Source organism: Aeromonas sp. SCS5 (assembly GCF_001887375.1).
Taxonomy (GTDB): Bacteria; Pseudomonadota; Gammaproteobacteria; order Enterobacterales; family Aeromonadaceae; genus Aeromonas; species Aeromonas jandaei.
The window spans coordinates 328,728-342,404 of record NZ_LFCS01000007.1 but is presented as its reverse complement, the minus strand read 5'-3'; the positions used below and the strand labels follow the sequence as shown (position 1 = coordinate 342,404).

General features: G+C 61.2%; 15 protein-coding genes. 4 read left to right on the top strand and 11 right to left on the bottom strand.

The genetic code is table 11. The annotated features are described in order from the left end of the window. The first annotated feature begins 119 nt into the window (after window positions 1-119). Window positions 120-1,073 carry a LysR family transcriptional regulator gene (locus BS300_RS11625; RefSeq protein ID WP_058059628.1) on the top strand — a complete coding sequence of 318 codons (954 nt, stop codon included), beginning with the start codon at window positions 120-122 and terminating at the stop codon, window positions 1,071-1,073. 687 nt (window positions 1,074-1,760) lie between these two features. After that, on the top strand, window positions 1,761-2,105 hold the full coding sequence (locus BS300_RS11620) for an endonuclease domain-containing protein (RefSeq protein ID WP_071912896.1): 345 nt from the start codon (window positions 1,761-1,763) through the stop codon (window positions 2,103-2,105). Between the two features lie 50 nt (window positions 2,106-2,155). Here BS300_RS11620 and BS300_RS11615 read toward each other — a convergent pair whose 3' ends face one another. Next, complete coding sequence (locus BS300_RS11615) at window positions 2,156-2,722, bottom strand: TetR/AcrR family transcriptional regulator (RefSeq protein WP_071912894.1); 567 nt, start codon at window positions 2,720-2,722, stop codon at window positions 2,156-2,158. 199 nt (window positions 2,723-2,921) lie between these two features. Here BS300_RS11615 and BS300_RS11610 point away from each other — a divergent pair, with 199 nt between their 5' ends. Then, window positions 2,922-3,959: an alkene reductase gene (locus BS300_RS11610; protein ID WP_071912891.1), complete on the top strand. Its 1,038-nt coding sequence runs from the start codon at window positions 2,922-2,924 to the stop codon at window positions 3,957-3,959. Window positions 3,960-4,056: 97 nt separating this feature from the next. Here the strand turns inward: BS300_RS11610 and rpoS are convergent, their stop codons facing one another. The 10 genes from rpoS to putP all read right to left on the bottom strand — a co-directional run bounded on the left by rpoS (window position 4,057) and on the right by putP (window position 12,418). Beyond that, on the bottom strand, window positions 4,057-5,043 hold the full coding sequence (gene rpoS / locus BS300_RS11605) for an RNA polymerase sigma factor RpoS (RefSeq protein WP_041210181.1): 987 nt from the start codon (window positions 5,041-5,043) through the stop codon (window positions 4,057-4,059). A gap of 45 nt (window positions 5,044-5,088) precedes the next feature. After that, complete coding sequence (locus BS300_RS11600) at window positions 5,089-6,165, bottom strand: LysM peptidoglycan-binding domain-containing protein (protein ID WP_043849958.1); 1,077 nt, start codon at window positions 6,163-6,165, stop codon at window positions 5,089-5,091. Between the two features lie 9 nt (window positions 6,166-6,174). Continuing rightward, entirely contained in the window at window positions 6,175-6,756 is a 582-nt protein-coding gene (locus BS300_RS11595; RefSeq protein ID WP_033113777.1) for a YqaA family protein, read from the bottom strand. Continuing rightward, window positions 6,753-7,370, bottom strand: coding sequence for a protein-L-isoaspartate(D-aspartate) O-methyltransferase (locus BS300_RS11590; RefSeq protein ID WP_033113776.1), 618 nt, complete (start codon window positions 7,368-7,370; stop codon window positions 6,753-6,755). The genes BS300_RS11595 and BS300_RS11590 overlap by 4 nt, the downstream gene beginning before the upstream one ends. Before the next feature lie 4 nt (window positions 7,371-7,374). Continuing rightward, window positions 7,375-8,121: a 5'/3'-nucleotidase SurE gene (gene surE / locus BS300_RS11585; protein WP_041210183.1), complete on the bottom strand. Its 747-nt coding sequence runs from the start codon at window positions 8,119-8,121 to the stop codon at window positions 7,375-7,377. After that, complete coding sequence (gene truD / locus BS300_RS11580) at window positions 8,102-9,160, bottom strand: tRNA pseudouridine(13) synthase TruD (protein ID WP_071912889.1); 1,059 nt, start codon at window positions 9,158-9,160, stop codon at window positions 8,102-8,104. The genes surE and truD overlap by 20 nt, the downstream gene beginning before the upstream one ends. Beyond that, entirely contained in the window at window positions 9,160-9,636 is a 477-nt protein-coding gene (ispF, locus tag BS300_RS11575; RefSeq protein WP_033113773.1) for a 2-C-methyl-D-erythritol 2,4-cyclodiphosphate synthase, read from the bottom strand. Before ispF ends, truD begins: the two co-directional genes overlap by 1 nt. Before the next feature lie 54 nt (window positions 9,637-9,690). Further along, a complete protein-coding gene (gene ispD / locus BS300_RS11570; protein WP_071912887.1) occupies window positions 9,691-10,383 on the bottom strand; it encodes a 2-C-methyl-D-erythritol 4-phosphate cytidylyltransferase in 693 nt (230 codons plus the stop codon). After that, window positions 10,376-10,693 (bottom strand): cell division protein FtsB, encoded by a 318-nt coding sequence (gene ftsB, locus BS300_RS11565; RefSeq protein ID WP_041210187.1) that lies wholly within the window; start codon window positions 10,691-10,693, stop codon window positions 10,376-10,378. The genes ispD and ftsB overlap by 8 nt, the downstream gene beginning before the upstream one ends. Window positions 10,694-10,900: 207 nt before the next feature. Beyond that, the gene (putP, locus tag BS300_RS11560; protein WP_071912882.1) at window positions 10,901-12,418 is read right to left on the bottom strand and encodes a sodium/proline symporter PutP; all 1,518 of its coding nucleotides are present in this window, start codon (window positions 12,416-12,418) and stop codon (window positions 10,901-10,903) included. A gap of 323 nt (window positions 12,419-12,741) precedes the next feature. Here putP and BS300_RS11555 point away from each other — a divergent pair, with 323 nt between their 5' ends. Further along, window positions 12,742-13,635, top strand: a complete 894-nt coding sequence (locus tag BS300_RS11555; protein WP_071912879.1) for a DUF535 family protein — start codon at window positions 12,742-12,744, stop codon at window positions 13,633-13,635. Window positions 13,636-13,677 lie beyond the last annotated feature (42 nt).

Here is a 13,677-nt window from a genome sequence, read left to right as displayed (position 1 = left end):
CGCCCGATGCGGCGCGGGAACCCGGAAAAATAAGAGTGGGTCGCAGATTAAGACGTTGCGCCCCCATCCATCAAATGAATAGGATGGATTGTTCCATAAACACGGCGAATAATCACCCCATGAAACTGCACCAGCTCGACCTCAATCTGCTGCTCGCGTTTGACGCCCTGATGACGCAGGGCAGCGTCACCCGCGCCGCCGAGGCGCTCTTTATCAGCCAACCCGCCATGAGCCACTCCCTTAACCGGCTGCGCACCTTTCTCGGCGACCCGCTCTTGGTGCGCACCCCGCAGGGGATGCTGCCGACCCCGCGCGCCCAGCGGCTGCATCTCGGGGTGCAGCAGGCGCTGCGGCTGCTGGAGCAGCAGCTCACCGAGGAAGAAGAGTTCGAGCCGAGCCAGTCGAAGCGGCGCTTCGTGCTCTGCACCACAGATTACGTGGAGTGCGTGCTGATCCCGCCGCTTATTCAGCGGCTCAGACGGCTGGCGCCCGGGGTCACCATCGAGATCCGCATCCTGCGCGACACTCTGCCCGAAGCCGAGCTGGCAAGCGGCGAGATCGATCTGGTGCTGGGCTTTGACGAGTACATGCAGGTGCCGGGGTATCTGGGCAAGGAGACCTGGCTCACCGAACCGCTGGCCGGACTGGTGCGCGCCGATCTGCCGATTGCCAAATCGGCCCCCGCCGGTGCCGAGGATGACCCCTCCCAGTGGATGGAGCGCATCACCCTGCAGCAGCTCATCGCCATGCCCCATGTGTTCCACTCGCCGCTGGGCACCTCGGAGGCGAGCCTCGACCGCTATCTGAAGAGTCAGGGCTTTAGCCGCACCATCTCGGTCAACAGCCAGAGTTATATGTCCGCCGCCGCCATCGTCAGCCAGAGCGATCACCTGCTGGTGCTGCCCAGCATGGTGGCCGAGCTGCTCGCCACCCACTGGCCGCTGAAAAGCCTGCCGCTGCCCGAAGACGTGCCGGATTATCACCTCAACTGCGTCTGGCACCCCGTGCACGCCCAGCAACCGGCGCTGGTATGGCTGAAAGATTTGATGAAGGAGCTGGTGGGGCCGAGGTAAAACCGCGGCGTCTGGCATACCCCATCGGCGCATACGCAACAACCGGCGCAGGTGTAGCTCAAGGATTTGATGAAGGTGCTTGTTGACCGACCACTATGCCCGCACAGACCTCGATCAGTTCCCCCTCCCTCTGGGAGAGGGTTAGGGTGAGGGCTGCTCCTGCTCCCTCCCCCTCATCCCCAGCCCTTCTCCCGCAAGGGGAGAAGGGAGCCGTTACGCTACAACTTGCAGCATCGTAGTCAGCCAGGCGATTCCCAATACATTCAAAAAGTTAACGTCATCTTCGTATTACCCAATCCCGATAGCTCCTCGAGCTGTTCCCTCTCCCATTGGGAGAGGGAGAGGGATAGGGTGAGGGGGCTTCTTCCCCCTCATCCCCAACCCTTTTCCCGCAAGGGGAGAAGGGAGCCGTTACGCTACAACTTGCTGCATAGCAGACAACCAGTTCGCCAGTCAGGCGATTCCACATACATTCAAAAAGTTACCGTCATCTTCGTATTACCCAATCCAGCTTCCCCTGCTCGAATCCGGCAATGAACACTGTGATGATCAGCCCAATCCCAACCACAACTCGATCTGTTCCCTCTCCCTTTGGGAGAGGGCTAGGGTGAGGGGACGCAATACCCAACCGGTAAACAGATGGGAAGCTGGCTATATCTATAGGGCGATACGGAGCAGGGGCAATTTATGGAGAGCAACCTCTTTGCCAAGCGGCTGAGACGGGATGCCACGCAGGCAGAGCAGAAACTGTGGCAACAGCTGCGCAATCGCCGTCTGGCGGGGCTGAAATTTCGCAGCCAAATGCCCATCGGCCCCTATGTGGTGGATTTTATCTGCCTTGAACAGGGATTGATTATCGAAGTGGATGGTTCGCAACATGGAACACAAGCGAACCAGATGCATGACGAGGCTCGGACAGCCTATCTCAATCAGCAGGGATTTCGGGTGATACGAGTGTGGAATAACGATGTACTGGGCAGGCTCAACTCCGTGCTGGATTTTATCCTGCGCTCATTACGCCAATCTGATTGACCCCTTCCCCCTCAATTTACAAAACAAAAACGGAGAAGGGGAAACCCAACTTACGCCCGCAGGGCCCGCATCAGCTGGGCGACCACGTCGTCGAGCAGGGGGCGATCGGGGCGGCACTGGGCGAAGGTGATAAGGCCCTGCAGGTTGATCAGCAGCAGGGCGGTGAGAGTGCGGATATCCCGATCCGGCGCCAGTTCACCGCACTGCTGCGCCTGCGTCAGCAGATCCGCCAGCTCCTGCTCCAGCTCGCCGTAGATCCCCTTGACCCGCAGGGTCAGCTCTTCATCCTGTTCGCTCAGCTCCATCATGGTGCGGGTCACCAGACAGGTGCCACAGAGCGCCTCGGTCACCACCTGATCGAGATAGGCAGCAAGACCGGCCAGCGGGCTCGGATTGTCGAGCAGGGAGCGACGCAGGGCTCGCTTGCTCTCCACATAGTGATCGACAGCCGCCAGCAGCAGGCCGCGCTTGTTGCCAAAGGCGCCGTAGATGCTGCCAGGGTGCAGGCCGGTAGCGGCCACAAGCTCCTGCATGGTGGTCTTGGCGTACCCCTTGGCGCGAAACGCCTCCATGGCATTTCGTAGCACCTCGTCACGATCAAACTCGGCAATGCGCATGGCTCCTCCCGTCGGAAATGGTTCGTTGCCACGGCACAAAAAGAGCCGCTGGCAACGCGCGCTGGAAAAGGTCGGCAAGTGTACCCCACTCGCAGGTCGGGGCCAACCATCTTGAACGCGCATTCAAAAAAGACTTGCATCGGAACAAAAAAACGTCTTGAATGCACGTTCAAGAATAACCCGTTCAGGACACACTATCATGAATACCCTGTTTCAGCCGTATCGCCTTAATGAGACTCTGACCCTGGCCAACCGCTTCATGATGGCCCCGCTCACCCGCTGCATGGCAGGCCCCGGTCTGGTGCCGACCGAGCAGATGGCTGCCTATTATGCTCGCCGTGCCGACATCGGCCTGATTGTCTCCGAAGCCGTCATCATCCGCCCCGATGCGCAGGGCTATCCCAATACCCCGGGCCTCTTCACCCAGGCTCAGATCGATGGCTGGAAGAAAGTGACCAGCGCCGTACACGCCAAGGGCGGCAAGATCTTCGCCCAGCTGTGGCACGTCGGCCGCCTCTCCCACCCCTTCTTCCATCAGGCTGAAGTGCTGGCTCCCTCTGCCGTGGCGCACGAGGGCACTGTGCCCCGCATGCGCGAGCTGACATATCAGGTGCCACGCGCCCTGACCGAGGCCGAAATCGCCCAGCTAGTGCAGGATTACGCGACAGCCGCTGCCAACGCCATCGAGGCGGGCTTTGACGGGGTGGAGATCCACGGTGCCAACGGCTACCTGATCGACCAGTTCCTGCACCACTCCACCAACCTGCGCACTGACAACTACGGTGGCTGCCCGGAAAATATGAGCCGCTTCGCGCTGGAAGTGGTCGATGCCATCAGTGCCCGCATCGGCGGTGATCGGGTCGGTATTCGCCTCTCCCCGGGTGCCTATGTCCATCTGGCGGGCAGACCGGAAGATCGCGCCGTGTTCGACTACCTGCTGGGCAAGCTGAACGATCGCCCGCTGGCCTATATCCACCTCGGCATCTTCGATGACAACCTCACCTTCGATTATCTGGGTGGCCGCGCCTCCGACTATCTGCGCGCCCACTACAAGGGCAATCTGGTCGGGGTGGGCAACTACGACGCCGAGCGCGCCGCTGCAGCCATCGAGGCCAACCGCTTCGATCTGGTGGCCATCGGTCGTCCACTTATCGCCAACCCGGACTATCTGGCCAAGGTGAAAAATGGCGAAGCGCTGGTGCCCTACGCCGACACCATGCTGGCCGAGCTGGTCTAACCGCATCGGTATCGCCAGACGACAGACAATAAAAAACGAGGGGAGCAGTTGCTCCCCTCGTGCTATCTGGCTGATGCCGTATTGCGTTGGTGCGGACTTAATTGGTGCGGAAGAGGGCCTCGATGGAGAGCCCCTGGCTCAGCAGGATCTCCCGCAGACGACGCAGCCCCTCGACCTGGATCTGACGTACCCGCTCGCGGGTCAGGCCAATCTCGGCCCCCACATCCTCAAGGGTGGCTGGCTCGTAACCCAGCAAGCCGAAACGACGCGCCAGCACTTCCCGCTGTTTGGGGTTGAGCTCCTCCAGCCAGTGCACAATGCTGCTGCGCATATCATCTTCCTGTGACTCCAGCTCCGGCCCCATGCCGCGCTCGTCGGAGAGCACATCCAGCAGAGCCTTGTCGCGATCGCCACCGATGGGGGTATCCACCGAGGTGATCTTCTCGTTGAGCTTGAGCATGCGGTTCACATTGTCCACCGAGCAATCGAGTGCCTGAGCGATATCTTCGGCGGTCGGCTCGTGATCGAGACGGTGAGAGAGTTCACGCGCGGTGCGCAGGTAAACGTTTAACTCCTTGACCACATGAATGGGCAGACGGATGGTGCGAGTCTGGTTCATGATGGCCCGCTCGATGGTCTGGCGGATCCACCAGGTGGCATAGGTAGAGAAACGGAAGCCGCGCTCGGGGTCGAACTTCTCGACCGCGCGGATAAGACCGAGGTTGCCCTCTTCGATGAGATCCAGCAGCACCAGGCCGCGGTTGTTGTAACGACGGGCGATTTTGACCACCAGTCGCAGGTTGGACTCGATCATGCGCTTGCGGGCTGCTTTGTCACCCCGCAAGGCACGACGGGCGTAATAGACTTCTTCTTCGGCAGTGAGGAGGGGGGAGAAGCCAATCTCCCCCAGATAGAGCTGGGTGGCATCCATCACCTTGTTCAGTTCCGGTGCCAGCAATTCATCGGAGATGGTCTCTTCCGCCTCGGCGGCCACCTCCTCCAGCTCTTCTACCTCTTCGTGAGACTCGGGGTCAGCGTCAAACTCTAACTCTGCATCCTGCATTACCAGTTGTTCTTGGCTCATGGTGTGTCTCCCTGACGTTACCAGAGTAAGACGGTCTCTCTGGGGTTAACGCTTTGGCAAATAGCTCATCGGATTGATCGACTTGCCTCTGTACCGGATCTCGAAATGCAATCGCACATCCGGCGCGTCCGTGCTGCCCATGTTGGCAATGACCGAGCCCCCCTTGACGCTGTCCCCTTCCTTCACCCGCAACTCGTCGTTGTGTGCGTAGGCGGAGAGATAGTCATCATCATGCTTGAGGATGATCAGCTTGCCGTACCCCCTTAAAGCACTGCCAGCGTATACGACCTTACCGCTGCTGGCGGCGTAGACGGGTTGCCCCTTCTGGCCGGCTATGTCGATACCCTTGTTACCCTGTTCTGCAACAGAGAACCCCTCGACGATCCGGCCTTTTGCGGGCCAGTGCCAGGAGAGTCTCGACTGGGAGTTGTCTGTTTTTTGTTCTTTGACCTGAGCGTATTCCTTCGGTGCCTCCGCAGCAACGGATTTCTGCGAGATGAATGGCGTGGTCTGACCAGATCCGCTTGGTTCTGCCAACGGACGCGGGCCACTGCTCGGTCGGGTCGTGGTGGTCTGCACCGGAACCGGTGTCACCGGGCGGGTTGCGGCTACCATCTGGGTGCTGCTGCCGCCAGCAGACTGAACGTTGAGCACCTGACCCGGTTGCAGGGCGTAGGGGGCACTCAGGTTGTTGCTCTGGGCCAGCGCCTGCGGCGTCATGCCGAACTGGCGGCCGATACTGCTCAGGGTATCGCCGCGACGCACCTCATAGGTGCCGGAACTGCGGCTGCTGCTTACGCTGGCGCTGGAACCATCGAGTCGCAAGCGCTGCCCCGGATAGATGTTGTAGGGCGGGCTGATGTTGTTGAGGCTGGCCAGCGACGGCACATCGTTACCGGAGTTGAAGGCGATGGAATAGAGGGTATCGCCCCGCTTCACCACATAGCTGTTGCCCTGAATGGGGGCACTGACCTGAGCGCCGGCCTGACGGGTCGGGATGGTCGAGACGAAGGGACCATCACCCAGCCCCTCAACCGGAGCGGCATTTTTACTGGAGGAACAGGCAAGCAGCAGCCATGAAAGAACGACGACACTGCTTCCCTGCCAAATACGCGAACGCATAGCGGATCCTTAACGACTAAACCAGAAATAGGCCACGACGGCCAGACCAATACAGAGCCAACCGAGCACGTCTACGTAGTGCATCAGTTTGCGTTCCATCTTCTCGCCACCCCAGCGCATCAAACCTGCCACCAGGAAAAAGCGCAAACCGCGGCCGATGAGGGAGGTGATGATGAAGGGCAACAGAGCCATTTGCAACAGCCCTGCCGTCACGGTAAAGACCTTGTAGGGGATCGGGGTGAAGCTGGCGATAAAGATGACCCAGATGCCCCACTGCTCGAACCAGTGGCGAGCGATGGCGATCTTGCCCTCATAACCGACGGAAGCCACCAGCGGCTGCACTACCGGATCCCACAGGGCGTAGCCAAGGGCATAGCCAAACAGCGCACCCAGCACCGAGAACACGGTGGCCAGCGTGGCGTAGTGCCACGCCTTGTGGGGCTTGCCGAGCGCCATCGGCGCCAGCATCACGTCAACCGGGATGGGCCAGAAGACCGATTCGATAAAGGCGGTGATGGAGAGATACCAGGGGGCGTATTTGTGGCGCGCCCACTGCATTACCAGTACATACAAACGGGAAAACAACTTCACTCAACATCTCCGTCGATCAGGGGAACAAAACGCACCGGTTCCAGAATTCGGCTGGTCAGCTGGGAGCCGGAGCGTTCAATCAGTTGCAGGGTCTGCTGGCTGTCGCCCACCGGCAACACCAGCCGACCGCCATCGGCCAGCTGATCGGTGAGCGCCGTCGGGATCTCGCTCGCCGCCGCCGTCACCAGAATGGCGTCGTAAGGCCCCTTGTTGGGCCATCCCAGCCAGCCATTACCGTGCTTGGCCGAGACATTGTGCAGATCAAGCTGGCGCAGCCGGCGTCTTGCCTGGAACTGCAGCGACTTGATCCGCTCCACGGTATAAACGTGCTCCACCAGATGGGCGAGGATCGCCGTCTGGTAACCGGAGCCAGTGCCAATCTCCAGCACATGGGCCGGATCATTTTGCATCAGCAGCTCGGTCATTCGCGCCACCATGTAGGGCTGCGAAATGGTCTGGCCATGGCCGATGGGCAAGGCTGTGTTGTCCCACGCCTTGTGGGCCATGGCCTCATCCACGAATAGCTGGCGCGGCACTTTCGCGATGGTCGCCAGTACGCGAAAATCGCGAATATCCTGCGCAATGAGCTGATTTAACAGGCGCTGTACTATCACACCCTCATCCCTGCAGATCTAACCAGGCCCCCAGACCAGCGAGACTGTCATAGGCAGTCATGTCAATGGTCAGGGGAGTTATCGAGACATAACCCTGCTCGATGGCAGCAAAGTCGGTTCCTTCTCCTGCATCCTGCTTGTCGCCGGGAGGGCCAATCCAGTAAATGGGCTGACCGCGGGGATCCTCGGTGCGGATCACCGACTCCGCCCGATGGCGATTGCCAAGGCGGGTCACTCTGATCCCCCGGATCTGCTCAAGCGGCAGGTCAGGTACGTTCACATTGAGGATCTGATCCGCTGGCAGGGGGTGCTTCATCAACCCCTTCACCAGCAGGGCCGCATAGTGGGCCGCCGTGGCGAAATGGGTCTTGCCCACCAGCGAGATGGCGAGGGAGGGATAGCCAAGGTGGCGCCCTTCGGTCGCAGCCGCCACCGTGCCGGAGTAGATGACATCATCCCCCAGATTCGCACCGTGGTTGATACCGGCCACCACCATGTCAGGCTCGGGGCGCACCAGCTCGTTGACCGCGAGGTGGACGCAGTCGGTCGGCGTCCCCTTCACCGCATGATAACCGGTTTCGCTGATGCGGGTGACCCGCAGCGGCACCTCCAGCGTCAGGGAGTGACTCGCGCCGCTGCGGTTGCGATCCGGTGCCACCACCACGACCTCGCCGCAGGCGCGCAACGCCTCGCTGAGGGCACGGATACCCTCGGCATGCACACCATCGTCATTACTGACCAGAATTCGCATCGGTTTGATTCCTGAAACCGTGATCGGCCTCTTCGGCCTGCATTAACTCGCGCACCACGCTGGTGGCAAAGGCGCCCGCCGGCAGGAAGAAGGAGAGAGTCAGCACCTCACCCCCCAGTTGCCAGCTCATCTGCTCCGGCTTGAGCAGCAGCGGGCGGCGATCCTGATCCAGCCCCGCTTTCTCCAGTCCGTCACACCAGTCGCTGTACGCCGCCAGTACGCCCTGTTCGAACTCGGCAGCGGCCCCCTGGCTGGCCAGCCGGCCACGGCCCCACTGGGGTGCGGTGAGCTGCACGTCGCCGGAGGCGAGACGCGCTTCCAGCTCGGGAGTCACACTCTCTTCACTGAAGATGGAGTGGCTACCCTTGAGCATCACGCAGTCACCGGCCAGCAGCTGATGGGCCAGCCCCTGCTCGATACGGGCGCTGACGATGGCATTGAACAGCATGCTGCGCGCGGCGGAGAGGTAAAGAGAGCGCTTGTTGCGATCCTTGATCCGCTTGCCGGCAAACATCGCCTTGGCCGCTTCCAGGTTGTTGCCTTCACGGCCGAAACGCTGCTCGCCGTAGTAGTTGGGCACGCCCTGGGTAGCGATAGCCTGCAGGCGGGACTCCAGCCCGTCGGCCTGCTCCAGACCGGTGAGACGCAGGGTGAAGTGGTTCCCCTTGAGATAGCCGACCCGCAGCTTCTTGTTGTGGCGCTTCACCTCCAGGATCCGGATGCTGTCGCTCTCAATGACGGAGAGGTCCGGCTCGGCCTTGCCCGGCAGGTGAATGCCGAACCACTGCTCGGTCACTGCGTGGCGATCCTTCAGGCCCGCCCAGGTCACCGCATTGCGATTGACCCCAGCCGCATCGGCCAGCAGGCCAGCCACCCAGGCGGTGTTCTCGCCGGTTTTACGCACCCGGACGAAGATGTGCTCCCCTTCCCCGCAGGGTTCAAACCCGAGGTCTTCATTGACAACGAAGTCGGCGGCCTCGGCCTTGAGGATACCGCGGGCGGTGGGCGCACCGTGCAGGTAGGCAAGTTGTTCCAGCATTATTGTTTCACCAGTAAGACGACGGCTTCGGTGGCGATCCCTTCCTTGCGCCCCGTAAAGCCAAGCTGTTCGGTGGTGGTCGCCTTGACGTTCACCCGGTTCAAATCACATTGCAGATCGGCCGCCAGCACGGCGCACATGGCGTCGATGTGAGGCGCCATCTTGGGTGCCTGAGCGATGATGGTCACATCCAGATTGCCGATGGCATACCCTGCGCGCTGCACGCGGGCAAAGACATCCCGCAGCAGGATACGGCTGTCGATGCCCTTGAATTCGGCAGCGGTATCGGGGAAATGGCGACCGATGTCACCGGCACCGATGGCGCCCAGCAGGGCATCGCTCACCGCGTGCAGCACCACGTCGCCATCGGAGTGGGCGATCAGTCCCTGCTCGTAGGGAACCGGCACCCCGCCCAGCATGCAGGGGCCAACCCCACCAAATTTGTGTACGTCAAAACCATGTCCAATCCGGATCATGCTCGCTCCTTGTTCGGCCTGTCTGTTCAGACCTCTTTGTTCTGATAGGTGGGCTTATGCCTGCTGGCTTAAAAACAGTCCCGCCAAAGAGAGATCCTCCGGCCGGGTCACCTTGATGTTGTCTGCGCGCCCCTCCACCATCCGCACCGCAAATCCGGCCCGCTCCATGGCGGAGGCCTCATCGGTAATGGTGGCACCGAGCGCCAACCCCTCCTCCAGTGCCCGCTTGAGAGGGCCGGTGGGGAACATCTGCGGCGTCAGGGCATGCCAGAGCTGTTCGCGCTCGACGGTGGCAATGATATTGCCAGCCGCATCGGAGCGCTTCATGGTATCGCGCACCCGGCTGCCGAGGATGGCGCCACCGCTCGTCATGGCGGTGGCAATCAGGGCGTCGAGATCGCCGTGGGTCAGACAGGGGCGGGCCGCATCGTGCACCAGCACCCACTCCCCTTGCGCCACATGGAGGGCGTTGAGGACGGAAAAGGCGCGCTCGGCGCCCCCCTCGACCCGCAGGATCCGCTCATCCTGCGCCACCGGGAGGGTGTCAAACCAGCGGTCATGGGGAGCCAGCGCCACGATCACCTGCCCGATGGCGGGGTGTGCGAGCAGCCGCTCCAGGGTGTGCTCGAGAATAGTCTTGCCCGCCAGTTGCAGATACTGCTTGGGGCACTCGGCCCCCATCCGGCTGCCAATGCCGGCGGCCGGCACGATCGCCGTCAGGGCTGGAATGCGGCTCACATCAGTCATCGTAAGGGGCATCCGCTGGCACATTCTCTTTTTCTTTCTCTTTGGGGATGATCCGGTAGAAGGTCTCGCCCTGCTTGATGTAGCCCAGATCGTTGCGCGAAAGCTCCTCGATGGCCTCAAGGCCAGAGGTGAGATCATCGATCTCGCGATAAATCAGGTCGTTGCGATCCTTGAGGCTCTGGTTGTCCCGCTGCTGCTGCGAGATGGCCTCCGACAGACTCTGGTAGTCGGACAGCCCGTTCTTCCCCAGCCAGAAGTCATATTGCAGACCTCCCAGCAGGAGGATCAGGATCAGGGTGAATAGGCGCATGCTCTAGGTCTCCTTCAAGCGGCCTAGTGTCCCATATTCGGTGCAAAGACAAAAGAAAGCCAATACCCCGAAGGGGCCGGGCAAGCAGAAAAAAGTGCCCAAAGGTGAGTCATATAGCGCAAAACCCCGCCAAACCGGCGCAAGGATTGACCAGTGTGGTCAAGATGCGCCGGGGCGGGGTTGATTGTCAGAACAGAGGTGCCGCTATCAGGTGACGGCGACCGGCTCCCCTTCCAGCTCGGCCGGGGTGTTGTACTCCTCCTCGGCCTCGCGGAAACGCTCCAGCATGGTTTTCGAAGGCGCTTCTCCCAGCAGGCTGCCCGCCACAATCGCGATACAGGCAAACAGGAAGCCCGGGATGATTTCATACAGCCCCAGCCAGCCGAACTGTTTCCAGACGATCACCGTGATGGCGCCCACCAGCATGCCAGCCAGCGCACCGTTGCGGGTCATTCGCGGCCAGAGCACGGAGAGCAGCACTACCGGGCCAAACGCGGCACCAAAACCGGCCCAGGCGTAACTCACCAGCCCGAGCACCCGGTTCTCCGGATTCATGGCAACGCTGATGGCGATCAAGGCGATGGCCAGCACCATCAGGCGCCCCACCCACACCAGCTCGCGCTGGGAGGCGTTCTTGCGCAGGAACGGCTTGTAGAGATCCTCGGTGATGGCGCTGGAGCAGACCAGCAGCTGGCAGCTCAGGGTACTCATCACCGCTGCCAGAATGGCCGAGAGCAGCACGCCGGCGATCCAGGGGTTGAACAGGATCTTGGAGAGCTCGATAAAGACCCGCTCCGGGTTGCCGGTGACGCCGCCCGCCACTTCCGGGAAGCGGGCGAAGTAGGCCAGGCCGAAGAAGCCGATGGCCACCGCGCCGCCCAGGCAGAAGATCATCCAGGTCATGCTGATGCGACGGGCATTGGCCATGGAGTGGTGGGAATCGGCCGCCATGAAGCGGGCCAGAATGTGCGGCTGACCGAAGTAACCGAGCCCCCACGCCATCAGTGAGATGATGGCGATAACGTCCAGATTCTTGAACATGTCGAGGTTGCTGGCGCTCTTGGCTGCCACCTCGATCATGGCGCTGTCCACCCCGCCCACGGCGATGATGACAAAGACCGGCGTGAGGATCAGGGCGAAGATCATCAGGGTCGCCTGCACCGTATCGGTCCAGCTCACCGCGAGGAAGCCGCCGAAGAAGGTGTAGGTGATGGTGGCGGCCGCACCGACCCAGAGGGCAGTGTTGTAATCCATGCCGAAGGTGCTCTCGAACAGGCGGGCACCGGCCACCACACCGGAAGCGCAGTAGATGGTGAAGAAGAGCAGGATCACCAGCGCCGAGAGGATGCGCAGCACCTTGCTGTGATCTTCAAAGCGGTAGGTGAAGTAGTCCGGCAGGGTCAGGGCGTTGCGGTTCTTCTCGGTATGAACCCGCAGGCGGCCCGCCACCCAGCGCCAGTTGAGGTAGGCACCGATGACCAGACCGATGGCGATCCAGCTCTCGGAGATGCCGCTGATGAAGATGGCGCCGGGCAAGCCCATCAGCAACCATCCACTCATGTCGGAGGCGCCGGCGGAGAGGGCGGTGACCCAGCTCCCCATCCGGCGGCCGCCAAGGATGTAGTCGTCAAAGTTGCGGGTGGCGCGATAGGCAACAAAGCCGATCAGTACCATCCCGAGGATGTACACCAGAAAGGTGATTAACATGGGTGTGCTGGCTGTCATGCAAAACTCCGTTTTATTTCATCTTTTACCCGCTCTGATGACGGGCTCGTCCCTAAAAACCGGCCTAGCTTAATCACCCGTCCCTGTCGGCTCAACCCCTTTATTAACAAACAGAAAACACAATAAAAACCTTTGCGCAGCAAATCATCTCTACATCAAGGAGATAGAACCGAATTTCCTTTTCCGTCCGGGCGAGAGATCAGAGCACTTGCCCCTGCTATTGAGCGTTTTATCTTCACATTTTGTTACTATCGAGCTTTTTACATCCTCCCCATCCCCTCCTACACTCGCCGCCCTGAATCCAACGAACCAGGGCCACGCCTATGTCCTCTCATCTGTCGCAACTGCGCACCCTCGCCCGCCGTCTCCATCCGGTAGAGGAGTCGGGCCATCTCATCAGACGGGCCAAATTCGTTGGCCGCCTCTGGCTGCATCCGGGAGCCCGCGCCCTCTATCGCCAGCAGGAGACGCTGCCGCTGCTGGCGCAGGCGATCACCCGCTTCCCCGATATTCTGGAAAAGCCGATTCACCCCTATCGCCACAAGGGGCTGCGCAAGGGGCTCCGCGCCGGGCTCATCACCGCCCACTACCGGCAGCTGGCACGGGCCCTGCCCGAAGCGCAGCAGCAGGCGATCTACAGCCAGAGCGGCTTGCAGCTTGCCAGCTGGCAGAGCGACAAGCTGGCCGCGCCACTCACCCTGCAGCTTGATTACCAGACCCACATGGCCAAAGAGGGGGAGATGAGCCTGACCCTCAAGCTCGGCGAGTCGGCGCTCTACTTCATGGCCCTCAACCTGCGCTGCGAGCCGCAGCCCACGCTGGAGATCTGCTCGCTGCAAGGGGGCAAGGGGTTGAGCGAAGAGATCAAGCTGGTCACCAAGGCGTGCGGCGGCCTGCGTCCCATGTCCCTGCTGGTCTACATGGCAGCCGAACTGGCCCGTGGCCTGGGGTGTGAAACCCTGCTCGGGATCCGCACTCAAAGCCACGTCTACCAGTGCAGCAAGCGCACCGCCAGCCGGGTCAAGTTCGATCTGGATGGGCTATGGGAAGAGCATCAGGGCAACGTCATGGATGAACTCTGGATGAGCCTGCCGCTGCAGATACCGCGCAAAACGCTGGAGGAGATCCCCTCCCGCAAACGGGCCAGCTACAAGGCGCGCTACCAGATGCTCGATCAGCTCGCCGGAGAGCTCGCCGACAATCTGCGCCGCAGCTAATCCGGCCCCGTACAAGGCCAGAAAAGAGAAAGGGCGAACAGC

Excerpts from the sequence above, each read along its gene's own strand:
- BS300_RS11625 (WP_058059628.1), top strand. The coding sequence starts at position 120 with ATGAAACTGCACCAGCTCGACCTCAATCTGCTGCTCGCGTTTGACGCC.
- BS300_RS11620 (WP_071912896.1), top strand. The coding sequence starts at position 1,761 with ATGGAGAGCAACCTCTTTGCCAAGCGGCTGAGACGGGATGCCACGCAG.
- BS300_RS11615 (WP_071912894.1), bottom strand. The coding sequence starts at position 2,722 with ATGCGCATTGCCGAGTTTGATCGTGACGAGGTGCTACGAAATGCCATG.
- BS300_RS11610 (WP_071912891.1), top strand. The coding sequence starts at position 2,922 with ATGAATACCCTGTTTCAGCCGTATCGCCTTAATGAGACTCTGACCCTG.
- rpoS (WP_041210181.1), bottom strand. The coding sequence starts at position 5,043 with ATGAGCCAAGAACAACTGGTAATGCAGGATGCAGAGTTAGAGTTTGAC.
- BS300_RS11600 (WP_043849958.1), bottom strand. The coding sequence starts at position 6,165 with ATGCGTTCGCGTATTTGGCAGGGAAGCAGTGTCGTCGTTCTTTCATGG.
- surE (WP_041210183.1), bottom strand. The coding sequence starts at position 8,121 with ATGCGAATTCTGGTCAGTAATGACGATGGTGTGCATGCCGAGGGTATC.
- truD (WP_071912889.1), bottom strand. The coding sequence starts at position 9,160 with ATGCTGGAACAACTTGCCTACCTGCACGGTGCGCCCACCGCCCGCGGT.
- ispF (WP_033113773.1), bottom strand. The coding sequence starts at position 9,636 with ATGATCCGGATTGGACATGGTTTTGACGTACACAAATTTGGTGGGGTT.
- ispD (WP_071912887.1), bottom strand. The coding sequence starts at position 10,383 with ATGACTGATGTGAGCCGCATTCCAGCCCTGACGGCGATCGTGCCGGCC.
- ftsB (WP_041210187.1), bottom strand. The coding sequence starts at position 10,693 with ATGCGCCTATTCACCCTGATCCTGATCCTCCTGCTGGGAGGTCTGCAA.
- putP (WP_071912882.1), bottom strand. The coding sequence starts at position 12,418 with ATGACAGCCAGCACACCCATGTTAATCACCTTTCTGGTGTACATCCTC.
- BS300_RS11555 (WP_071912879.1), top strand. The coding sequence starts at position 12,742 with ATGTCCTCTCATCTGTCGCAACTGCGCACCCTCGCCCGCCGTCTCCAT.